18 protein-coding genes are annotated in these 21,175 nt (G+C 65.8%); 7 read left to right on the top strand and 11 right to left on the bottom strand.

Annotated features, from left to right (window positions below; all coding sequences use genetic code 11):
• Positions 1-31: 31 nt before the first annotated feature.
• From ToN1_RS22470 to ToN1_RS22495, 6 genes are all read right to left on the bottom strand, one after another.
• Entirely contained in the window at positions 32-487 is a 456-nt protein-coding gene (locus ToN1_RS22470; RefSeq protein WP_244860862.1) for a MarR family winged helix-turn-helix transcriptional regulator, read from the bottom strand.
• Positions 488-817: 330 nt separating this feature from the next.
• A complete protein-coding gene (gene recJ, locus ToN1_RS22475) occupies positions 818-2,509 on the bottom strand; it encodes a single-stranded-DNA-specific exonuclease RecJ (protein WP_169205045.1) in 1,692 nt (563 codons plus the stop codon).
• Positions 2,506-3,597: a hypothetical protein gene (locus tag ToN1_RS22480; RefSeq protein ID WP_169205046.1), complete on the bottom strand. Its 1,092-nt coding sequence runs from the start codon at positions 3,595-3,597 to the stop codon at positions 2,506-2,508. The genes recJ and ToN1_RS22480 overlap by 4 nt, the downstream gene beginning before the upstream one ends.
• A 101-nt stretch (positions 3,598-3,698) precedes the next feature.
• Entirely contained in the window at positions 3,699-3,923 is a 225-nt protein-coding gene (locus ToN1_RS22485) for a high-potential iron-sulfur protein (protein WP_169205047.1), read from the bottom strand.
• A gap of 258 nt (positions 3,924-4,181) precedes the next feature.
• Entirely contained in the window at positions 4,182-4,649 is a 468-nt protein-coding gene (locus tag ToN1_RS22490) for a universal stress protein (RefSeq protein WP_169205048.1), read from the bottom strand.
• 87 nt (positions 4,650-4,736) lie between these two features.
• Positions 4,737-6,416, bottom strand: coding sequence for an L-lactate permease (locus ToN1_RS22495; protein WP_169205049.1), 1,680 nt, complete (start codon positions 6,414-6,416; stop codon positions 4,737-4,739).
• A gap of 228 nt (positions 6,417-6,644) precedes the next feature.
• Here ToN1_RS22495 and ToN1_RS22500 point away from each other — a divergent pair, with 228 nt between their 5' ends.
• Entirely contained in the window at positions 6,645-7,898 is a 1,254-nt protein-coding gene (locus ToN1_RS22500; RefSeq protein ID WP_169205050.1) for a lipoprotein-releasing ABC transporter permease subunit, read from the top strand.
• Positions 7,891-8,577, top strand: a complete 687-nt coding sequence (gene lolD, locus ToN1_RS22505; RefSeq protein ID WP_169205051.1) for a lipoprotein-releasing ABC transporter ATP-binding protein LolD — start codon at positions 7,891-7,893, stop codon at positions 8,575-8,577. Before ToN1_RS22500 ends, lolD begins: the two co-directional genes overlap by 8 nt.
• A gap of 27 nt (positions 8,578-8,604) precedes the next feature.
• Here the strand turns inward: lolD and ToN1_RS22510 are convergent, their stop codons facing one another.
• Complete coding sequence (locus ToN1_RS22510) at positions 8,605-9,153, bottom strand: DUF2062 domain-containing protein (protein WP_169205052.1); 549 nt, start codon at positions 9,151-9,153, stop codon at positions 8,605-8,607.
• A 105-nt stretch (positions 9,154-9,258) separates the two neighbouring features.
• On the opposite strand from ToN1_RS22510, the gene ToN1_RS22515 reads away from it, so the two are divergent.
• The 3 genes from ToN1_RS22515 to ToN1_RS22525 are packed head-to-tail and all read left to right on the top strand — an operon-like array spanning position 9,259 to position 13,310.
• Positions 9,259-11,604: a DNA internalization-related competence protein ComEC/Rec2 gene (locus ToN1_RS22515; protein WP_169205053.1), complete on the top strand. Its 2,346-nt coding sequence runs from the start codon at positions 9,259-9,261 to the stop codon at positions 11,602-11,604.
• Positions 11,605-11,659: 55 nt separating this feature from the next.
• Positions 11,660-12,598, top strand: coding sequence for an alpha/beta fold hydrolase (locus ToN1_RS22520; RefSeq protein ID WP_210147910.1), 939 nt, complete (start codon positions 11,660-11,662; stop codon positions 12,596-12,598).
• Between the two features lie 28 nt (positions 12,599-12,626).
• Entirely contained in the window at positions 12,627-13,310 is a 684-nt protein-coding gene (locus tag ToN1_RS22525; protein ID WP_169205054.1) for a DUF599 domain-containing protein, read from the top strand.
• A gap of 24 nt (positions 13,311-13,334) precedes the next feature.
• Here ToN1_RS22525 and msrB read toward each other — a convergent pair whose 3' ends face one another.
• Genes msrB through ppsR form a run of 3 tightly spaced genes read right to left on the bottom strand, consistent with a single transcriptional unit; the run spans position 13,335 to position 15,827 of the window.
• The gene (msrB, locus tag ToN1_RS22530) at positions 13,335-13,751 is read right to left on the bottom strand and encodes a peptide-methionine (R)-S-oxide reductase MsrB (RefSeq protein WP_169205055.1); all 417 of its coding nucleotides are present in this window, start codon (positions 13,749-13,751) and stop codon (positions 13,335-13,337) included.
• Positions 13,752-13,783: 32 nt separating this feature from the next.
• Complete coding sequence (locus ToN1_RS22535; protein WP_169205056.1) at positions 13,784-14,953, bottom strand: DUF2863 family protein; 1,170 nt, start codon at positions 14,951-14,953, stop codon at positions 13,784-13,786.
• 40 nt (positions 14,954-14,993) lie between these two features.
• Positions 14,994-15,827 carry a posphoenolpyruvate synthetase regulatory kinase/phosphorylase PpsR gene (gene ppsR / locus ToN1_RS22540; protein ID WP_169205057.1) on the bottom strand — a complete coding sequence of 278 codons (834 nt, stop codon included), beginning with the start codon at positions 15,825-15,827 and terminating at the stop codon, positions 14,994-14,996.
• A gap of 109 nt (positions 15,828-15,936) precedes the next feature.
• Here ppsR and ppsA point away from each other — a divergent pair, with 109 nt between their 5' ends.
• Positions 15,937-18,303, top strand: a complete 2,367-nt coding sequence (gene ppsA / locus ToN1_RS22545; protein WP_169205058.1) for a phosphoenolpyruvate synthase — start codon at positions 15,937-15,939, stop codon at positions 18,301-18,303.
• A gap of 246 nt (positions 18,304-18,549) precedes the next feature.
• Positions 18,550-18,933 carry a pyridoxamine 5'-phosphate oxidase family protein gene (locus ToN1_RS22550; protein ID WP_169205059.1) on the top strand — a complete coding sequence of 128 codons (384 nt, stop codon included), beginning with the start codon at positions 18,550-18,552 and terminating at the stop codon, positions 18,931-18,933.
• A gap of 65 nt (positions 18,934-18,998) precedes the next feature.
• Here the strand turns inward: ToN1_RS22550 and ToN1_RS22555 are convergent, their stop codons facing one another.
• Entirely contained in the window at positions 18,999-21,023 is a 2,025-nt protein-coding gene (locus ToN1_RS22555; protein ID WP_169205060.1) for an NADPH-dependent 2,4-dienoyl-CoA reductase, read from the bottom strand.
• Between the last annotated feature and the right edge of the window lie 152 nt (positions 21,024-21,175).

The raw sequence follows: 21,175 nt of genomic DNA on the forward strand, positions 1-21,175 counted from the left end.
GGGCGGCAAGCTCGGGCGGCTGGGTGGGGCACTACTTTCGGTGCGACTCCTGCCACTTGTCCAGCGAAACCAGCACCCTGTCGAGCAGGATGTGCAGGTGCTCCCAGTCCTCCCTGCTGAGATCCGCGAACATCTCGCGTTCGAGCCCGCGACCGATCTCTTCACCATCGCGCCAGACCTGCATGCCAAGCTCGGTCAGCGCGAGGTGCTGTTGACGGTTGTCATTGACGTTGGGGCTGCGCGTGATGAGGCCGCCGTCCTCGAGAAACGCGATGTTCTTCGACAACAGGGTCTTGTCGAGGACCAGCATGTTGCCGAGATCCTTCGCGGTGATGCCGGGGTGGTCGTGCACGAGACGCAGAACGCGCAGCTCGCGGACGCCAAGGCCGAAGGCCTTTTTGAAGTACGTATTGCCCGCCTTGATCGAGATGGTCTTGATCAGGTCGAGCTTGTAGGTGAGATAGGGCGCGTTGGTGTCGTTCATCATGATGCGTTGCCGGCACGATGTCGCCCGGAATGCTCCGTTGGCGTGAAAAAAGGGCAACTCCATTATGACGGAGTTGCCCCGGCCGGAACAGCGCGAGCCGTGATTGGCAGGACTCGGCGTAGGAAAGATTCCGCAAGTGCGACCCAATATGCGCCCCCGATCGGCAGGTTGCGGTTGTGGAAGGCATATCGGGGGGCACCATCGGCGACTCGGCGTCGCCGGTGAGGAATACGCCGACCGATACGACCGCGGAATCGAGCGGGGCGAGCGGCGTGCCGGGACGAAACGCGAGGGGTGAGCTGGCGCCGGAGCGGGCGCCGCAAAGTCGGCTCAGGCCGCTTCGAAATGCTCCAGCATGAGCTGCAGGCTGGTGACGCCGTTATACTCGTTCGGCGCCAGGCGGAACGCCGCGCGGATCTGCTGCGGCGCACCCTCGGCAAAATTGAAGCGGATCCCGTCGAAGCGCACGTTGTTCCTGGACAGCTGCAGCTTGAGGTGCTTGTCCTTCAGCAGTCGTTGGTTGTCGACGCGGAACACGTCGTCGAACAGCGGTGCCGGAAAGCCCTGGCCCCAGATATCCTGCTCGATCAGCCGTGCGGCTTCCAGGCTCATGTAACCGGTTTCGAGCGGCCCGTCGGTGTCCAGCGTGCGCGTCAGGTCCGCGGGTGCCACGAGGGACTGAACGGCTTCCTCGAACACGCGCTGAAAGCGGTCATAGTCCGCCTCGCGGATCGTCAGGCCCGCGGCCATCGAGTGCCCGCCAAAGCGCAGAATCAGGTCGGGATGCTGCTTGCTGACCAGATCGAGGGCATCCCGCAGATGCAGGTTCTGGATCGAGCGGCCCGAGCCCTTCAGCTGCCCCTCGTCGCCCCGCGCAAACGCGATCACCGGGCGGTGCAGCCTCTCCTTGATTCGGCCGGCAACGATCCCGATCACGCCCTGGTGCCAGTCCGGCTCGAACAGGCTGACGGTCGCGCAATTGCCCGGGTCGAAATCCGCCAGGCGCAGCAGGGCGCCTTCCTGCATGTCCTGCTCGATGCTGCGGCGTTCGCGGTTGAGCCGATCGAGCTCCTGTGCGATGTTGAGCGCGCGGCCCATGTCGTCGGTGACCAGGCACTCGATGCCGAGGCTCATGTCCGAAAGGCGGCCAGCGGCGTTCAGGCGCGGGCCGAGCCCGAACCCCATGTCGAAAGTGCTCGCGCGCGTGGCGTCGCGGCCGGCGACCGAGAACAGCGCGCGGATGCCTGGCTGCATGCGGTCCGCTCGCATCCGCGCGAGACCTTGCGAGACGAGGATACGGTTATTGTGGTCGAGCTTCACGACGTCCGCGACCGTGCCGAGGGCCACGAGATCCAGCAGCTCGCCAAGGTTCGGCTCCTGGCGGCCGGCAAATGCGCCGCGTTCCCGCAACTCGGCGCGCAGCGCGAGCATGGTGTAAAACATCACGCCTACGCCGGCGAGCGACTTGCTCGGGAAGTCGCAGCCGGGCTGGTTCGGATTCACGATCACGTCGGCATCGGGAAGCGTGTCACCCGGCAGGTGGTGGTCGGTGATCACCGTCGCCATGCCGTAGCTGCGCGCCGCAGCAACCCCCTCCACGCTGGCGATGCCGTTGTCGACGGTGATCAGCACGTCCGGCTCCATGCGCGCGGCCAGCTCGACGATGGCAGGCGTCAGCCCATAGCCGTATTCGAAGCGGTTCGGCACCAGGTAGCCGACGTCGGCACCGAAGGCTCGCAGCGCCCGCACGCCGACCGCGCAAGCCGTTGCGCCGTCGCAGTCATAGTCGGCGACGATCACCATGCGCGCGCCGGCCTCGATCGCATCGGCGAGCAGCGCGCCCGCTTCGCGCGCCCCCTTCAGGGCTGCGGGCGGAATGAGCGCCTTGAGCGAGTAGTCGAGTTCTTCACGGCGCGAGATGCCGCGCGCGGCGTAGATGCGGGCCAGCAAGGGGTGGGTGCCGGCGTCGATCAGGCGCTGCATGGAGCGGGGCGGAATCGCCCGCGGCTGGATTCGGGTCATCGTGTGCCTGGGGGGTGAGGAGGGGCGAGGTCGGCCACGCCACCCGGCAGCGCCGCGGCTGCGGGTGCGATCGACTTCAGCAGGGTGTCTAGCGAGAGGGGCTTGCGCCAGAATTTCCATGCATCGGTGGCGCGCGCCTCGAGCGTCATCGTTCCACGGTCGCCCGGCGCCGTGAGCTTCAGCACGCGCAGGCGTTTGCCACGCAGGGCCGCCGCGAGCGGCGCAAACCAGGCCTGCTCCAGCATCGCCAGCCGGTTCCGCCAGCTGTCGATGTCGAGATGCCGCGCGGGGAGCATCAGATCTTCCAGCACGACCAGCGAGTTGCCTTCCAGGGCCTTGGCGCAGTTTGGCGCCGCAACTGGGGTGCCGGCCGCGAGGGCGAAACCACGCACGAGCGGGTCGGCGGTCTGGATCGTGCGTGCGCCCGATTGCGCGGCGGCGCGAAGCGTGCCCGCGCCCCAGAACCACAGGCTGTTCGCCGGCCTGCGACCGGCAGCCTCGCGCGCCTGATTGACAGGATGGTTGTGCAGCACCACCTGCAGTTCGTTCATCGTGCGCTGCCACAGGCGCGCGTCATCGCCTTCCGGAAGGAAGTCGCGGATGGGGCGCCCGACAACGTCGTGCAACGGAAAGAAGCGTGTGCGGGTCGGTGCCTTCAGGCGCAGGTACCAGCGGTTCGGCGTCGCGGCCTCGAAGCTTCCGAGGTCGCCGAAGGTGGTGTTCAGTTCCGCGACGAGCGGCGCAACCTCGTCCGCGCGCAGTTCGTCCGCTGGAAATTCGCCGAGCAGCAGGTGCTCGCGTGCGAACGAGAGGTTGACCGGGTCGGCGCACAGCCAGTCCGTGTCGACTGCAGGTGCGGGGAGATCGGGTTCGCCGAGCCGGCGCAGGGCGGCGAGGGGAAGCGCTCCCGCATCGGCGGGATAGCCCATCAGCCGTGCGAGCTGCGCATCGAGCGGTTCGAAAGGCACGAGGCTGCGCCGTCCCTGGCCGAGCAGCCATGCGAGCGAAGTCAGTTGGAGGCCCGAGGCGGGCCCGAGGGCGGAGACCGCCGGCCAGAGCAGGCCGGGGACGACAAGATGAATCTGCATGGGACGCCGGGTGAAAATCCGCGGCGCAGAGTCTAGCATATCGGCCCGCCCCGCTCGAGCGTGGCACGCAGGGCGCAGGCGGAATCCTGGTTCGTCGCCGCTTAAGCCTTCTTCGCCCAGGCCATGCAATAGCCGTTGGGAGAGATCTCGGTGTCGTTCAGGAAGACCTTGCAGGCGCCCGGGGCGGTCGGCGAGGCGCCCGGGATGAACAGGTTGCAGCTTTCGCACTTCTTGTCGCCTTCAGGCGTGTCCTTGTATTTCATCGACGTGCGGATGCCTTCGTTCTTCGCAGCCAGGGCGACGATCGGAATCATTGCGAGGGTCATGCCACCATCTTCAACATGTTGCGGCGGGACTGATTCATCGGACTCTCCTGTTATTGCCCATGTCGGGCGACAGTGATTATCCAGATTAGATAATTATTATTCCAATGAAATTGCATGCGAAGCCCGTCGCATGCGCGCGGTGCGGCGCATGCGGCCGCGTGATCTGACCCGGAAACGATTCGGGCGTCGCGGAACCGGCTCTGCTGGTCCCGCGACGCCCGTCCGGAATCGGGATGCACTTACGGCATCCGCGGCGGCTTATTTCCCGCGAACGAGGACCAACGACGTGGTCGCGAGGCGGACCAGGTCCTCCGCGACGTTGCCGACGAACAGGCGAGCGAAGCCGCGGCGCCCGTGCGTTCCGGCGACGATCACGTCCGCCTGCCACGCATTGGCACCCTCGACGATCCACTCGGCGACGCGCTTGTGGGCCAGTTCGATCTTGTTGTCGCTCTCGAGCAGCGCCGAGTCCGCCTGCACGCCGGCATCGGCGGCCTTCTTTACCGCGGCCTCGAGCAGGGCCTTGCCGGCCTTGCGCATGGCTTCCTCGACCTGCGCGACGTCGAGCAGGGCCTCCAGCCCAACCGTGCTGCGCACGGGGGCTTCGTCCGCGACGTGCACGATGCGCAGGGCTGCTCCCAGAGCCTTGGCGAGCGTGATCGCTTCGTCCAGGGCGGCATTGGAGGTCGCGCTGTCATCGACCGCGACCAGAATCCTCTTGTACATGTGATGCTCCGATGAATACGGGATGATTGTTTGCGCGGCGTGGCCGGCACCGTCCGGAAACCGGGTGCCAGCCACGCCCCCGGGTCCTTACGGCGTGGGAACCAGTAGGGTGAAGGGCGGCACGTATGCCTGCAAGGTCACCAGCAGGCCGACGAGGATGGCCAGCGCGATCGAGTGGAAGAACACGTAACGCAGGATGTCGCCTTCATGCCCGAACCAGCGCGTTGCGGTACTGGCGACGACGATTGACTGGGCATCGATCATCTTGCCCATCACGCCGCCGGAGCTGTTGGCCGACGCCATTAGGATCGGATTCAGGCCGAGTTGTTCCGCCGTGACCTTCTGCAGCCCCCCGAACAGCACGTTCGCGGCGGTGTCCGATCCGGTCAGCGCGACGCCCAGCCAGCCCAACAGGGTGCCGAACAGCGGGTATAGCGCGCCGGTGTTGGCGAAGGCGAGGCCCAGCGTGGCGTCGAGGCCGGAGTAACGCGTCAGGTAGCCGAGGCCCAGCATGATGACAATGGTCAGCAGCGACATCTTGACCAGCTTGATCGTGCGCCAGTAGACACCGAAGAGCTGGCCCAGGCTGAACTTCATCAGCAGGCCGGAGACGATCGCGGCGATAAAGATGCCGCTACCGGTGGCCGACAGCCAGTTGAAGGTGTACACCGCGGCTTCCTTGTGCGGGGAGGCGACGACCGGCGGAACCTTCTCGATCAGGTTGTGCAGTCCGGTGAAGGGGATCTTGAAAACCGAGATCGTGTCCAGCCACTTCTTGAAGTCCGGAATGCCCCAGATGAACACGAACACGGTGAGCACGATCCAGGGCACCCAGGCGGCGATCACCGCACGTCGGTCAGGGCGCACGCTCGATGCAGGAGCGGCCGTTTCCTGCGGCACCTGGCTTGCGGAGTCGTCCTTGCGGCCCTGCAGTGCGGTCGAGGTCCACACTTTCTTTGGCTTCCACACTTTCAGGAAGAGGATCAGCGTGACCATCGAGACGATCGCGGCGACCACGTCCACCAGCCAGGGGCCGTGGAAGTTCGACACGAGGAACTGCGGGATCGCGAACGACACGCCGGTCACGAGGATCGCGGGCCAGATCTGGATCATGCCGCGGAAACCAGCAAACGCCCAGATCAGCCAGAACGGCACGAGCAGCGAGAAGAACGGCAGTTGGCGGCCGATCATGGCCGAAAGCTGGTGCAGGTCGAGGCCCGTGACGGCGGCTAGCGCAATCACCGGCGTACCGAGCGCACCGTAGGCCACCGGGGCGGTGTTCGCGATGAGGGCGAGGCCCGACGCGGCCAGTGGCGAGAAACCGAGACCGATCAGGATTGCGCCGGTCACCGCGACGGGGGTACCGAAGCCGGCGGCGCCCTCGAAGAAGGCGCCGAAGCTGAAGGCGATCAGCAGCAGTTGCAGGCGGCGGTCATCGGTGATGCCGGTGAGACTCTGCTGCAGCACCTTGAACGAGCCGTTCTCGGTCGTGAGCTGATGCAGGAAGATGATGTTGAGCACGATCCAGCCGATCGGCAGCAGACCGAACATGGCGCCGTACAGCGTTGCATTGCCTGCCATCGCGGCAGGCATCCCGAACACGAAGATCGCGATCAGGAGCGCGCTGCCGAGGCCCAGCGCGGCGGCGATGTGGGCCTTCATGTGCAGGAAACCGAGGCCGACGAGCATCACGACGACCGGAATCGCCGCGACTGCACTGGATAGCCAAATGTTGTTGAATGGATCGTAAAGCTGTTGCCAGACCACTTGGTGTGCCCCCGTAATTGTTTGAAGGACCGCGAACGGAGTTCCCGGTGCGCGGCGAACGATACGAAGAAGTTGTCTGACAAGCTACGGGGGTATTCCCTGTTGGGGGAAACCCTAGGCGCGACGCGGCCTCCCGAGAGTGCCGCAGACGGGCGAGCTCCCAATTCCCGCGCGCGCAGGGCACAATGCAGAGTTTCCCGAAAAAGCAGGCGGTTTCCGCCCCAAGCGATGCGATACGAATTACTGGTTGGGCTGCGCTACACGCGGTCGCGAAAACGTGCGCAGGGCCGCAATCGCTTCATCTCCTTCATTTCGCTCGTGTCGATGCTGGGTACGGGCCTGGGCGTTGCGGCGCTGATCGTCGTGCTGTCGGTCATGAACGGTTTCCAGGAAGAGTTGCGTACGCGCATCCTGGGGGTCGCGTCGCACATCCAGATATCGGGCCCTGGCGGTGAGTTGGAGTCATGGCAGCAGGTGGCGGACGTCGCGAGCCGCCATCCGGACGTACGGGCCGCGGCGCCGTATGTGCAGGAGCAGGCCATGCTCTCCTTCGAACAGGCGGTGCGCGGCACCCTCGTGCGCGGGGTGCTGCCGGACGCCGAGGAAAAGGTCGCCGACTTCGCGCGCCACATGCGCGCGGGCAGCTTCGGTGCACTGCAGCCGGGGCGCTTCGGCATCATCCTCGGGCGCGATCTGGCCTTCGCGCTACGCGTGCAGGTCGGCGACAAGGTGACCCTGATCGCGCCGCAGGGGCTCGTGACGCCCGCCGCGGTGCTGCCACGAGTCAAACAGTTCGACGTGGTGGGCATCTTCGAAGCGGGCATGTACGAATACGATTCCGGACTGGCGCTGGTGCACATGCAGGATGCGCAAGTGCTGTACCGGCTGGACGAGCGCGTGAGCGGCGTGCGTCTCAAGCTCGACGATCTCTTCGCCGCGCCGCGCGTGGCGCGGGAACTGGTCGGATCGATGGAAGCGGACCTCGCCGTCACCGACTGGACGCGCAGCCACGCCAACTTCTTCCGTGCCGTGGCGCTGGAGAAGACGATGATGACGATCATCCTCTTCCTGATCGTCGCGGTCGCCGCCTTCAACATCGTCTCGACGCTGGTGATGGCGGTGCAGGAAAAGTACGCGGACATCGCCATCCTGCGCACGTTGGGCGCGAGCCCGGGCTCGATCATGGGGATCTTCGTGCTGCAGGGCGCGATCATCGGACTCGTGGGCCTCGCCGGCGGCGTGATCGGCGGCTTGCTGCTGGCCAACAACCTCGACGTGATCATCCCCGCGCTCGAGGCGCTGACCGGCGCCACGTTGTGGAACAAGGAAATCTATTACATCAGCGAGTTGCCGTCGAAGGTGCTGACGTCGGACGTCGTCACCATCGTGTCGGTGTCCTTTGTCCTGACCGTTGTTGCAACCCTGTATCCGAGTTGGCGTGCGAGCCGCGTCAATCCGGCCGAGGCGCTGCGCTATGAGTGAGCCGATGAACGAAATTGTGCTGGCTTGCCGCGGCCTGACCAAGAGCTTCCGCGAGGGCGCCGATGCCGTGCGGGTGCTGCACGACGTGACGCTGGAGGTGAAGCGCGGCGAGCGGTTGTCCATCGTCGGGGCGTCCGGCTCGGGCAAGAGCACGCTGCTGCATCTGCTGGGCGGGCTGGACGTGCCGGGCGCGGGTTCCGTCGAGCTGATGGGGCGCGAGTTCTCGCGCATGTCGGACGCCGAGCGGGGAGCGGCACGCAATGAAAGACTGGGGTTTGTGTACCAGTTCCATCATCTGCTGCCCGAGTTCTCGGCGCTCGAGAATGTCGCTATGCCGCTCTATATCCGGCGTCTGGACCGGACAGAAGCGGAAGCACGTGCCGCAGCCGTGCTCAAGGAGGTCGGGCTCGGCCACCGGCTCGACCACGCGCCGGGCGAACTCTCGGGCGGCGAGCGTCAGCGCGCCGCGATCGCGCGGGCGCTGGTGACGCAGCCGGCCTGCGTGCTGGCCGACGAGCCGACGGGCAATCTCGACCGCAAGACCGCCGAGGTGATCTTTGACCTGATGCTGAGCCTCAACGAGCGGCACGCGACCAGCTTCGTCATTGTCACGCACGACGAGGGGCTCGCACGCCGCACGCAACGCACTCTGCGCCTCGAGGACGGACGCCTGCTCTGATCGGGTGCCGCAGTTGCCGGGCGGCCTTCAGGGGCCCGAGCTGCGCCGCGCGCGGCGCCCGTGCCAGGCGCGGATCAGCCACACGCGCCAGGCTGCCTTGACGCCGATGTAGCCGACGAGCGAAAAGACCGCCGCGAGCACGATCAGCCCCAGCGCCAGGGGCTTGCCCAATCCCACCATCCAGTCCGCCAGTGCGCCCAGCCATTGGGCGAACTGCAGTTCGCCCATGTCGGGCGGCTGCACGAAGCCGTTGGTGCTCATGCCCATCACGCGGCTGCCGACGCCGTATGCCAGCACGTACAGCGGCACGATGGTGAGCGGGTTCGAATACAGCGTGGTCAGCACCGCCAGCGGCAGGTTGACGCGAAACACCACACACCCTGCTGCCGCAGCGAGTGCCTGGAAAGGGCCGGGAATCAAACCGCAGAACAGGCCCAATGCGATCGCTCCCGCGGCCGAGTGGCGATTCACGTGCCACAGGCGCGGATGGAGCAGGGAGTTGGCGAAGGGACGCAGCCAGCGGTTGCTGTGCACCGATTCGTGATTCGGCAGGAAGCGTTTGATCGTGTTGCGCATTCTCGCTGTGGGGGTCGAAGTCCTGTTTTTCGTGACGACGGTCGCCCGTGTCATGCTGCACGCAGCCCTTGCCCCCGTTCGCTTCTGCGGGCATGATGCGCGCTTATGCCACTGGCAATATTCGCGTTCGCGGCGGGCGTCTGGGCAGCGCAGTACCAGGCGCAGTTGCCTTCGTATCCATGGCTCGCCGTGCTACCGGGCGGTTTGACCGTCACCTGCGTCTTGGCGTTGCAATGGTACAAGTCCGGTGTCGCACGCGCGAACCTGTTTCGTGCGCTGATCCTGGCGATCGCGCTAACCGCCGGGTTTGCATGGTCGAGCTGGCGTGCAGTGTGGCGGCTCGCCGACGCACTGCCAAGAGCCGTCGAAATGCGTGACGTGGAGCTGACGGGTATCGTGGCCGAGTTGCCCGAACCCGGCGAGCAGGGGGTGCGCTTCGTTTTTCAGGTCGAAAGGGCCTCCGCCGCTGTGCCCGAGCGCGTGCTCCTGTCGTGGTACGCGGCCGAGCGGGGTGAAGGAGCCGCGCCGGCACTACGGCCCGGCGAGCGCTGGCGTTTCACCGCCCGTCTCAAGCGGCCGCACGGCCTCGCGAATCCCGAACTTTTCGACTACGAGGCGGCATTGCTCGAGCGCGGTATTCGCGCCACCGGCAGCGTGCGCGCGTCGCCCGCACCGGTCCGAATCGACGAATTCGTCGTGCGTCCGGCAACGCTCGTGCATCGCCTGCGCGACGCCATCCGCGCGCGTTTCCACACTGCGCTGCCCGGCGCCGACTATGTCGGGGTGCTCGTTGCGCTCGCCGTGGGGGATCAGCGTGGCATCCCGGACCAGCAGTGGACGGTGTTCCGCAACACCGGGATCAGTCATCTCATAAGCATCTCCGGAATGCATGTATCGATGATCGGCCTGCTCGTCGGCTGGCTGGCCGGAAAGGCATGGCGTCGGTCGCAGCGGCGGATGTTGCGGGTTCCGGCCATGAAGGTGGCCGCGGCAAGCGGGCTCGCCGCTGCGGCCGTGTATTCGGTCCTTGCCGGGATGGGCATCCCCACGCAGCGCTCGCTGATCATGATCGCGGTAGTCGCGGTGGCGATCCTCGGCGGGAGGGCGCCATCGAGGGGCATCGTGCTCGCGCTCGCATTGCTGTGCGTGCTGCTGTTCGATCCGTGGGCGGTGCTGGCAGCGGGGTTCTGGTTGTCCTTCGGCGCGGTCGCGATCCTGATGTTCCTTCTCGGCGGCCGCGTCCGTGCGGAAAAGGGTTGGCGCGCGGCGGTGGCGGGTCAGCTCGGTATCACGCTTGCGATGATCCCGGGTCTGGTTGTCCTGTTCAACGCCTTCTCGCTGGTTTCGCCGCTCGCCAACGCACTGGCGATCCCGCTGGTGAGCTTCGTCATCACGCCGCTCACGCTGTTGGCCATCGTCCTGCCCTTCACGGGCTTGCTGGAGCTGGCGCACTGGTTCTTCGGCGTGTTGATGGTGGCCCTTGAATGGTTGTCGGCCCTGTCTTTCGCGATGTGGTCGCAGGCCGCGCCGCCAGGGGTGCTGGCCGCAGTGGCCCTCGTCGGTGTGGGGTGGCTGATGCTCCCGCGCGGCACGCCGGCACGTGCGGCGGGGGCGCTGGCCGTGCTTCCGATGCTCGCGTGGGTGCCCGAGCGGCCCCCTTACGGGGCATTCCGCATGACCGTACTGGATGTTGGTCAGGGGACGGCGGTGCATGTGCGCACGGCCCGCCACGAGCTCATCTACGACACCGGGCCGGCCTACCGGCAGGGCGGAGATGCAGGGATGCGGGTCCTGATCCCCTATCTTGGCGCCGCCGGTGTCAGGCGTATCGATCGCCTCGTCGTCTCGCACGACGACCTGGACCACTCGGGTGGCCTCGCATCCCTGCTCGCTGCCGGCGCAGTGAGCGAGGTGATGGCCAACTTCGATCTGCCCGAGCCTTCCGATCGCCGACCGCAACCGCCGCGGCGCCCGTGTCTCGCGGGCGACAGCTGGTCCTGGGATGGCGTGGATTTCCGCATCCTTCATCCCGACGAGAGGGAGCTCGACACGAGTTCGGACAACGACTCCTCCTGCGTGCTGCGCATCTCCGCGCCTGGCGGCTCCGTGCTGCTTGCGGGCGACATCGAGCGTGCCGCCGAGCGGCGCCTGCTAGTCCAAGCGGGGGAATCGCTGCGTAGCACGGTCGTGGTCGTGCCGCACCACGGGAGCAAGTCCTCGTCCGGCGAGCCCCTTGTCGCGGGCGTCGCGGCACGTGCGGCGATCCATTCGGCGGGCTACCTCAATCAGTTCCATCACCCGCATCCCGGCGTGTTGCAGCGCTGGTCGGCGGCGGGTGCGACGAACTGGCGTACCGACGAGCAGGGCGCGATCCTTGTCGATGTCGGCGTGCGCGGGGTCGAGATCACCTCCTGGCGCGATGTTGCGAGGCGCTATTGGTACGGGAGCTAGGTGTTCGTCCTGTTACACTTCAAGGATCTGCCGTGCATACCGGGATTTCGCTTCAATGAGTCTGCTTGACACCCTGCGCCGTCTGCTCCGGCCCGAACCACCCCCTTCGCGTGCCGTCCAGCCCGTGGTGGACCGGCCGTGGCATGGCGTGCGCGAGCGGTCGGTGCAATGCATCGGTCCGCACGGTTTTCATCGCATGGCATATGTGGAATGGGGCAATCCAGCCACCCGCAAGGTGCTCGTGTGCGCGCACGGTCTCACCCGCAACGGGCGCGACTTCGATTTCCTCGCGCAGGCGCTGGCGGACGACTACCGTGTGGTATGCCCCGACGTGGTGGGGCGGGGACGCAGCGACTGGCTCGGCGTGAAGTCCGACTACGGCTTCCCGCTGTACGTTGGGGACATGGTGACGTTGCTGGCGCGGCTTGATGCCGACACGGTGCATTGGGTCGGCACATCCATGGGCGGGATCATCGGCATGCTGCTCGCCAGCAGGCCGCACACGCCGATCTCGCGGCTCGTCCTCAACGACGTCGGACCGGTGATCACTGCGGCCTCGCTCCGACGCATCGGCGAATACGTCGGGAATGCGCCGAAATTCCGCAGCATGGCCGAGGCCGAAGCCTGGATCCGCGCCGTGAGCGCCCCCTTCGGCCCGCTCACCGACGACCAGTGGCAACACCTCACGCGCTATTCGGTGCGTCCCGTCGAGGGGGGCTTCGCGATGGTGTACGACCCAGGACTGGGCGACGTCTTCCGCGCGGCGCCCGTGGTGGTCGATATCGATCTGTGGGATGTGTACAACGCGATCCAGTGCCCGACGCTTGCGATCCGCGGCGCCGAATCGGATCTGCTCACCCCCGAGACATTCCGCCGGATGGGTGACACCGGGCCGCGGGCGCGACTTGCGGAGATTGCGGGCGTGGGGCACGCACCGGTGCTGATGGACCGTGCGCAGATCGCGCTGGTGCGCGACTTCCTGCTCGAGCGATGAGGCGTGCGTTGCGGGAGGCGGGCACACGATGAGCAGCATTTCGACGCTCGACTGGGTTGCGCTCGGCTGGTTTCTCGCGGCGTGGGCGGGCTACGGGTGGTTATCGGAAAGCAGCCGCTGGTCGCAGCGCGGCCTGATGGGGGTGAGTCACCGCTTCCGGCTCGACTGGGCCCGCGAGATGCTCGCACGCGATCTGCGTGTCAGCGACGCGGCATTGGTGGGCAATCTCATGCAGAGCGTGTCGTTCTACGCGAACACCACGATCTACATCATCGCCGGCCTGCTCGCCGTACTCGGGGCCCTTGACCAGGCGATGCGCTTCACCGCCGACCTGCCGTTTGCGCGCGCGACCTCGCGCGAATTGGCGGAACTGAAGCTGCTGCTGTTGCTGACCGTTTTCGTGGTTGCCTACTTCAAGTTCACCTGGTCGCTGCGCCAGTTCAACATGCTCTCCATTCTCATCGGCGCGAGTCCGACGAATCCCGACGGGGCAGGGCGTGAGCGCATGGTGCAGCGAGTCGCGATGGTGAACTCGCTGGCTGGCGACGAGTTCAATCGCGGCATCCGCGCCTACTATTTCGGGCTTGCAGCGGTTGCCTGGTTCATCCAGCCCTGGCTCTTCCTGTTCCTGACCGCGCTGGTGGTCGTGGTGCTCTACCGTCGCGACTTTACTTCGTCGGTGCTGGTGGTGCTCGACGACGATCGCGGCTGAAGGGGCTGCCGGCGCTCGCTGTTCTCAGTCTGCATCCCCTGGCGAGCGCTGCGGATCGAAGTGGATGGAGGCGGAGTTGATGCAGTAGCGCAGCCCCGTGGGCGCCGGTCCGTCTTCGAAGACGTGCCCGAGATGGGCGCCGCATTGGTGGCACAGCACCTCGGTGCGATGCATGAAGTGAGAGTGGTCTTCGGCCTCATCGACGTTCTCCGGCGCGGCTGCGGTCCAGAAACTGGGCCAACCGCAGCCTGCGTCGAACTTGTGCTCGGAGTCGAACAGCGGCGCGCCGCAGCAGATGCAACGGTACTCGCCGTTCTCCCAGAAGTTCCAGTATTCGCCGGTGAAGGCACGCTCGGTGCCTTTTTGCCGGGCGACCTGATACTGCGTGGGTGAGAGTTGCGCGCGCCACTCGGCGTCGGTCTTTTCGATCTTGCGGCTCATTGATTTCCCTCCGTCGGGACCGCGCGCAACCTTCAGTGCAGGTGGCGGGGCGCCTGCTCGCCGTGCTCGTCAGGCATCTCCGCGTGCACGATCTCGCCCTCCGGCGAGGGGTAGAGCGGTGCGCCGCAGTCGTCGCAGTATTCGAGCGGGAAACGGTGTTCGAGGTTCACGATTTCGGTCACGCCGCAATCGCGCAGCACCGCCTCGATCTCGGCATGCGCGTCGGACGTCTCGTCTTCCGCGCCGAGCAGCGGCCACACGACGCCGTGAACGACCTCTTCCTTGCCGCGCAGGGTCAGTCCGACGCGGTATTCCTCGAGCTCGCGGTCGTAGAACGGCGCGATCACGGCGCGGACGTTCGCGGCCGGCGTATCCAACTCGGCGCCGAGGAAGGCCACCGAGGCGCGGATCGCATACGGGCGGCTGTCCTTGTCGGCCTGGCGGCTGGCAGCGAAATACGCTTCCGGCAACACGACTTCCATTGCACAGCCCGGCAGCAGGGGGGTGAGGCAGGCGCCGCCCTGCATGCGCCACTGTGCCATGCATTGCTCGCGCGTGCGGTCGGGCTGCTGCCACGCGAACAGTGCCTCGCCCTTGGGCACGGCAACCGCTGCAAGCAGGTAACGCGTGTCGGACAGGAACTGCGCCGTTTCCGGCATGCCTTCGGTGTCGATGCGCAAGTCCTTCCCGGCGACGGCAGCGCGCCCGAGTTCGGCGGCGAATGCAGAGGTCGCGCAGTAGCCCTGCGGCAACTGGTCTGGGCTGAAGAGGAAGTCGGCAAGCGCCAGTTTCACCTTATCGGCGAGCACGTGAGCCTGCAGGTGCACCCGCAGGTTCGCCAGAACGGCAGCGGAAATGGTGTTGGACGGGATGCGATAGCGCGACCACGCCAGCACCGGCGCGGCGATGAGCAGGATGTCGTGATCCGGAGAAAGGCCGGACGCGCTCTCCGCGCGCGACTCGATGTAGTCCGCGAGTTCGTCGTAGGCGCGCGGGTCGGCGGCGTACAGATGGTCGAGCGCGGCATTCAGCGTGTCTTCGCCGCCTTCCTCGAGGATGCGATCGAGGCTCTCGCACAGCAGCCGGTCCCAGTAGCGGTCTTCCGCGCGGCTGCCGGATTCGGCCAGGCCCGTTGCGAGCCAGATCAGGTTTTCGGCGTCGCGGCCCAAACCACCGCGGCGTTTTTGACGAGGTCTCTTCATGGAAATTCCTGTTTGGGGGATCTTGCAGCGCCTGCGCAGTTCAGTACGCAGGTCTGTTGAGCCTTACGGCCTGGAGGATGGTAGCCGAAATCTCCTCAATGGATTTCGTCGTCGAGTCGAGCCAGGGGATGTTCTCGCGGCGCATCAGCTTCTGTGCAGCCTCGATCTCGAAGCGGCAGTTCTCGATTGCGGCGTATCGGCTGTTCGGGCGTCGCTCCTGGCGGATCTGCGAGAGGCGCTCGGGCGCGATCGTGAGGCCGAACAGCTTGGCGCGATGGCGGTGCAGTTCGCCGGGCAGCTTGTTGCGCTCGAAGTCCTCGGGAATGAGAGGGTAATTCGCAGCCTTCACCCCGAACTGCATCGCGAGATAGAGGCTCGTGGGCGTCTTGCCCGAGCGCGACACGCCGACGAGGATCACGTCCGCGTCGGCGAGCTCTCCGTCCGTCGAGATCCCGTCGTCGTGCGACATGGCGAAGTTGATCGCCTCGATGCGCGCCTTGTAGTCCTGGCTCTCGGCGATGCCGTGGAAGCGTCCCACCGTGTGGGTCGAGCGCTGGCCGAGCTCGGCCTCCAGCGGCACGATGAACTGCTCGAAGAGGTCAACGAACAGGGCATCTACGTCGCGCAACCCACTTTCGGGGTGCGGATTCACGAGGGTGCTGAAGACGATCGGGCGGACGCCGTCGGCAGCGCGTGCCTCGCGGATCAGGCGGGCAGCGTCGAGTGCCTTGTCGAGGTCGTCGACGAAGGGGATGCGGACCTGGCGCAGCCCGGACTTCGGGAACTGCGCGAGCAGGCTGTGGCCCAGCGTCTCGGCCGTAATGCCGGTGCCGTCGGAGATGAAGAATACGGTCCGGGGAGGATTTTCGCTCATGGTCGGGGCCAAAGATCGTTACATACGGGAAAACCTGTCATGCGGCAAAGCAGCAAAATTCGCTAAAATCACATTTTGCTTTCTCCCCAACAAAACCGGAAGGCCATTCATGACCCGTTATGTCATCCCCTTCACTGAACTGCGCATGTCGGACGTAGAGCAGGTCGGTGGCAAGAACGCCTCGCTCGGCGAGATGATCAGTCAGTTGCCCGCCAGTGTGCGGGTTCCTGGCGGATTCGCCACCACTGCCGATGCGTTCCGCGAGTTCCTCGCCCATCAGGGGCTCGCGGAGAAAATCCGCGCTGCGCTCGATGCGCTGGATGTGGATGACGTCGAAAAGCTGGCGAAAACCGGCGCGCAGATCCGCCAGTGGGTTGTCGAGACCCCCTTCCCGACCAAGCTGGAAGAAGAGATTCATGCAGCGTACAACGCACTGACCGCGGAAGGCGAGGGTAGTTTTGCGGTGCGTTCGTCCGCGACCGCCGAGGATCTCCCGGATGCCTCGTTCGCCGGTCAGCAGGAAACCTTCCTGAACATTCATGGTTACGAGAACATCCTGCATGCGATGAAGGAAGTGTTCGCGTCGCTGTACAACGACCGCGCCATTGCCTACCGCGTGCACAAAGGCTTTGCGCACGCCGACGTTGCACTGTCGGCCGGCGTGCAGCGCATGGTGCGCTCCGATACCGGTGCCTCGGGAGTGATGTTCACCATCGACACCGAGTCGGGCTTCGACAACGTCGTGTTCATCACGGCTTCCTACGGCCTGGGTGAGACGGTCGTGCAGGGCGCGGTGAATCCGGACGAGTACTACGTGCACAAGCAGACGCTGGCGCAGGGCAAGCCCGCGGTGATCCGCCGCAACCTCGGCTCCAAGCTGATCAAGATGGTCTTCGCGGACAAGAAGGAAGCCGGCAAGTCGGTGCGCACCGTCGATGTGCCCGAGGCCGACCGCGTCAAGTTCTCGCTGACGAACGAGGACGTGCTCGAACTCGCGCGCTACGCCGTCGTGATCGAGCAGCACTATGGCCGCCCGATGGACATCGAATGGGGCAAGGACGGCCAGGACGGCAAGCTCTACATCCTCCAGGCGCGCCCCGAGACCGTGAAGAGCCAGTCCAACGGGCTGGTGATGGAGAAGTACCGCCTCAAGCAGTACGGCAAGGCACTGGCGCACGGCCGCGCAATTGGCCAGAAGATCGGCGTCGGCACGGTGCGCGTCGTTGCCGATGCGTCCGAGATGAGCCGTGTGCAGGCGGGCGACATCCTCGTCACCGACATGACCGACCCGAACTGGGAGCCGGTGATGAAGCGCGCCAGCGCCATCGTGACCAACCGCGGCGGCCGCACCTGCCACGCCGCGATCATCGCGCGCGAGCTGGGCATCCCGGCCATCGTCGGTTGCGGCAACGCGACCGAAGTGCTGTCGGAAGGCGACTCGGTGACCGTGTCGTGCGCCGAAGGTGACACCGGCTACGTCTATCGCGGCAAGCTCGATTTCGAGGTGATCACGACGGACATGGGCAACCTGCCCGAGATCCCGGTCAAGATCATGATGAACGTCGGCAACCCGGAACTCGCCTTCGAGTTCGCGCAGATCCCGAACGGCGGCGTCGGCCTTGCGCGCCTCGAGTTCGTCATCAACAACATGATCGGCATCCACCCGAAGGCGATCCTCGAGCTGAACCAGGTCCCGGCCAGCCTGCGCGATGAGATCCTGCGCCGGTCGCGCGGCTACGCGACGCCCAAGCAGTTCTTCATCGAGAAGCTGGTGGAAGGCGTGGCGACGATCGCCGCGGCCTTCTATCCGAAGCCCGTCATCGTCCGCATGTCCGACTTCAAGTCGAACGAGTACCGCAAGCTTCTCGGTGGCGAGATCTACGAGCCGGAGGAAGAAAACCCGATGCTGGGCTTCCGCGGCGCCTCGCGCTACATCGCGCACAGCTTCCGGGACTGCTTCGAGCTCGAGTGCATCGCGATGAAGAAGGTGCGCAACGAGCTGGGCCTGACCAACGTCCAGATCATGGTGCCCTTCGTGCGCAACGTCGAAGAAGCCAAGGGTGTCGTCGACCTCCTCGCCGCGCACGGCCTCAAGCGTGGCACGAACGATCTCAAGCTCATCATGATGTGCGAGATCCCGTCCAACGCGCTGCTCGCGGACCAGTTCCTCGAGCACTTCGACGGCTTCTCCATCGGCTCGAACGATCTCACCCAGCTCACGCTCGGCCTCGACCGTGACTCCGGCCTCGTCGCCCACGCATTCGACGAGCGCGATCCGGCGGTGAAGCAGCTCCTGTCGATGGCGATCAAGTCGGCCAACCGCCTCGGTAAGTACGTCGGCATTTGCGGGCAGGGTCCGTCGGACCACGCCGATTTCGCCGAATGGCTGATGGACGAAGGGATTCAGACGATCTCGCTCAATCCCGACACGGTCGTCGATACCTGGCTCAAGCTGTCCGAGCACGCTGGCAAGTAAGACCGCGCCCGGCGGAACGAAAACGGCGGCCTCGGCCGCCGTTTTTTTTGCGTGTTCGCAATGCAGCCAATTTGACGGCCTTGACGGACGGGTATGACGGACCGCCTTGAGTCGCATCAATTGAGACATGCTAATCCGGGTCTATTATTTTATGGAAAACAAAATCCGGAAAACGATGGCCGAATGCAACGGCCGGCATGGGTGCGCAGTGAGGCGCACGGCAACGACAGACAGGAGATGCGAACAATGGGCGTGATCGAAGGCGCGGTGCGGGATCTTCTCGAGAAGACGGAGTTTGTAACGATCGTTACCGAGGGCCCCGAGGGGCCGCACGTGGTGGGAAACTGGGGCGAATACCTGCGGCGTCTCGGGGTCGAGGGGGACAAGCTGGTTTTGCCGGCAGGGTACTATCGCAAGACGGAGGAAAACCTGCGCAGCAACCCGCGCGTCCAGATCCTGGCGGCGTCGCGTTCGGTACAGGGCAGTCACGGACCCGGCCAGGGCTGCCTGCTGCATGGGATCGGAGCGATCGTGAACGACCCGGAACTGCTTGAGCGCGTGAAGGCATCGTTTCCGTGGGCGCGCGCCGTGCTGGTGATCGAGGTCGAGCGGGCCGAATTGCAGCTCTGACCGCCTGGCGCCTCGCGGGGCACCAGGCGAACAGAACTGCGGGGGGATGCTGTCAGCGCGCGAACTCAGAGCGCCGCTGCGACCCGCGTTCCTTGGTCGATGGCCCGCTTGGCATCGAGCTCCGCGGCGACGTCCGCCCCCCCCACAAGATGGACGTCCATTCCCGCAGCTTGCAGCGGAGCCTGCAGTTCCCGCAGGGGGTCCTGACCGGCGCAGATCACGATCGTGTCGACCAGTAGGAGCTTTTCCTCGTCGCCCAGCCGCAGGTGCAGGCCCGCGTCGTCGATCTTCGCATAGCTGACGCCCGCGAGCATCTTCACGCCCCGTCGACTGAGCAGCGTGCGCCGGATCCAGCCGGTGGTCTTGGCGAGGCCGTCGCCGACCTTGCTAGGCTTGCGCTGAAGCAGCCACAGTTCGCGCGTGCGCGCTTCCTCCACGGGGGGGCACAGGCCGCCCCGCGTCGCGTACGTGGCGTCGATCCCCCACTCGCGGCGGTAATGCTCGACCGGGTCGTCCGCGAGGTCGGCGTGCGTGAGCAGTTCGCTGACGTCGAAGCCGATTCCACCCGCGCCGATCACGGCCACCTTCCGGCCCACGGGCTTGCGTCCGGTTATCACGTCGATGTAGCTCGCCACCTTGGGGTGGTCAATGCCGGGAATTTCGGGGGTGCGCGGGGTGATCCCGGTCGCCAGCACCACCGTATCGAAACGTCCGGCGAGTTCATCGATCGTGACGCGGCGGTTCAGCCGGAGTTCCACGCCGGCCCTTTCCAGGCGGCGGCCGAAGTAGCGCAGCGTCTCCGCAAATTCCTCTTTGCCGGGAATCCGCTTCGCGAGATTGAACTGCCCCCCGATGCGGTCCGCTGCCTCGAAAAGCGTTACAGCATGGCCGCGCTCGGCGGCGGTGGCTGCAGCCGCCATGCCCGCCGGCCCCGCACCAACGACGGCAACGCGTTTTTTCTGTTGGGCTGGCGAAATCATCAGTTCCGTTTCGCGGCAGGCGACCGGGTTCACCAGGCAGGTGCAGGGTTTCGCTTCGAAAATATGATCCAGGCAGGCCTGATTGCACGCGATGCAGGTATTGATCTCGTCGCCGCGCCCGGCGGCCGCCTTGGCAACGAAATCCGGATCGGCGAGGAAGGGACGCGCCATCGACACCATGTCGGCATCGCCGCGGGCCAGAACCTGCTCGGCGACCTCGGGGGTGTTGATGCGGTTCGAGGTGATCAGCGGAATGCCGACCTCGCCCTTCATGCGCCGCGTGACCCAGCTGAAGGCGGCGCGCGGCACCATCGTCGCGATTGTGGGGATCCGCGCCTCGTGCCAGCCCACCCCGGTGTTGATGATTGTCGCCCCGGCAGCCTCAATGGCCTTCGCGAGCGCGACGATCTCCTCCCACGGCGCACCGCCGTCCACCAGGTCGAGCATGGAGATGCGGTAGATGATGATGAAATTGGGTCCGACGCGTTCGCGCACGCGGCGCACGATCTCCACGGGGAAACGGTGGCGATTCTCCATGCTGCCGCCCCAGCAGTCGGTGCGGTGGTTGGTATGCAGGACCGTGAATTCGTTGATCAGGTAGCCCTCCGAGCCCATCACCTCGACGCCGTCGTAGCCGGCACGCTGCGCCAGCGCGGCACAGCGGGCGTAATCCTCGATCGTGCGCTCGATGTCCTCTTCGCCCATCTCGCGCGGCGTCACCGGCGATATGGGCGCCTTGAGGGCCGACGGCGCCACCGAACCGCGGTGATACGCGTAGCGGCCCGTGTGGAGGATCTGCATGCAGATGCGTCCGCCCTCGGCATGCACGCTGTCGGCGATCAGGCGGTGGTGCGCAACTTCCTCGTCGTTCGTCAGAGCGCTCGCACCGGGGAAGATCAGGCCGTCCGAATTCGGCGAAATGCCACCTGTCACGATCAGGCCGACGCCACCGCGTGCGCGCGCTGCGTAGAAAGCGGCCAGCTTCTGGAAGCCGTTGCCGGACTCCTCCAGCCCGGTGTGCATCGACCCCATCAGTACGCGATTCTTGAGCGTGCAGAAACCCAGATCGAGCGGCTGGAGCAGGGTCGGGTAGGCGTTCGCGGCGGTCATTCGGGTCTCCTCGGATTTCGATTCTTGGGTGTCGGAACGTACGGTTCCGTATTGTGCCGTCCGCGTGATGATAGTGCCTGCAGTGGGGGCGGACCAGAGGGCCGGGCTTCCCGGCTCGTGAGCCGCAAAGCCGCGTGGATGGTGAGGGATGC

It is taken from the genome of Aromatoleum petrolei, from assembly GCF_017894385.1.
GTDB lineage: Bacteria > Pseudomonadota > Gammaproteobacteria > Burkholderiales > Rhodocyclaceae > Aromatoleum > Aromatoleum petrolei.

What these genes read in the sequence shown, in the direction of transcription:
- ToN1_RS22470 (WP_244860862.1), bottom strand. Translation starts at nt 487, where the DNA reads ATGATGAACGACACCAACGCGCCCTATCTCACCTACAAGCTCGACCTG.
- recJ (WP_169205045.1), bottom strand. Translation starts at nt 2,509, where the DNA reads ATGACCCGAATCCAGCCGCGGGCGATTCCGCCCCGCTCCATGCAGCGC.
- ToN1_RS22480 (WP_169205046.1), bottom strand. Translation starts at nt 3,597, where the DNA reads ATGCAGATTCATCTTGTCGTCCCCGGCCTGCTCTGGCCGGCGGTCTCC.
- ToN1_RS22485 (WP_169205047.1), bottom strand. Translation starts at nt 3,923, where the DNA reads ATGACCCTCGCAATGATTCCGATCGTCGCCCTGGCTGCGAAGAACGAA.
- ToN1_RS22490 (WP_169205048.1), bottom strand. Translation starts at nt 4,649, where the DNA reads ATGTACAAGAGGATTCTGGTCGCGGTCGATGACAGCGCGACCTCCAAT.
- ToN1_RS22500 (WP_169205050.1), top strand. Translation starts at nt 6,645, where the DNA reads ATGCGATACGAATTACTGGTTGGGCTGCGCTACACGCGGTCGCGAAAA.
- lolD (WP_169205051.1), top strand. Translation starts at nt 7,891, where the DNA reads ATGAGTGAGCCGATGAACGAAATTGTGCTGGCTTGCCGCGGCCTGACC.
- ToN1_RS22510 (WP_169205052.1), bottom strand. Translation starts at nt 9,153, where the DNA reads ATGCGCAACACGATCAAACGCTTCCTGCCGAATCACGAATCGGTGCAC.
- ToN1_RS22515 (WP_169205053.1), top strand. Translation starts at nt 9,259, where the DNA reads ATGCCACTGGCAATATTCGCGTTCGCGGCGGGCGTCTGGGCAGCGCAG.
- ToN1_RS22520 (WP_210147910.1), top strand. Translation starts at nt 11,660, where the DNA reads ATGAGTCTGCTTGACACCCTGCGCCGTCTGCTCCGGCCCGAACCACCC.
- ToN1_RS22525 (WP_169205054.1), top strand. Translation starts at nt 12,627, where the DNA reads ATGAGCAGCATTTCGACGCTCGACTGGGTTGCGCTCGGCTGGTTTCTC.
- msrB (WP_169205055.1), bottom strand. Translation starts at nt 13,751, where the DNA reads ATGAGCCGCAAGATCGAAAAGACCGACGCCGAGTGGCGCGCGCAACTC.
- ToN1_RS22535 (WP_169205056.1), bottom strand. Translation starts at nt 14,953, where the DNA reads ATGAAGAGACCTCGTCAAAAACGCCGCGGTGGTTTGGGCCGCGACGCC.
- ppsR (WP_169205057.1), bottom strand. Translation starts at nt 15,827, where the DNA reads ATGAGCGAAAATCCTCCCCGGACCGTATTCTTCATCTCCGACGGCACC.
- ppsA (WP_169205058.1), top strand. Translation starts at nt 15,937, where the DNA reads ATGACCCGTTATGTCATCCCCTTCACTGAACTGCGCATGTCGGACGTA.
- ToN1_RS22550 (WP_169205059.1), top strand. Translation starts at nt 18,550, where the DNA reads ATGGGCGTGATCGAAGGCGCGGTGCGGGATCTTCTCGAGAAGACGGAG.
- ToN1_RS22555 (WP_169205060.1), bottom strand. Translation starts at nt 21,023, where the DNA reads ATGACCGCCGCGAACGCCTACCCGACCCTGCTCCAGCCGCTCGATCTG.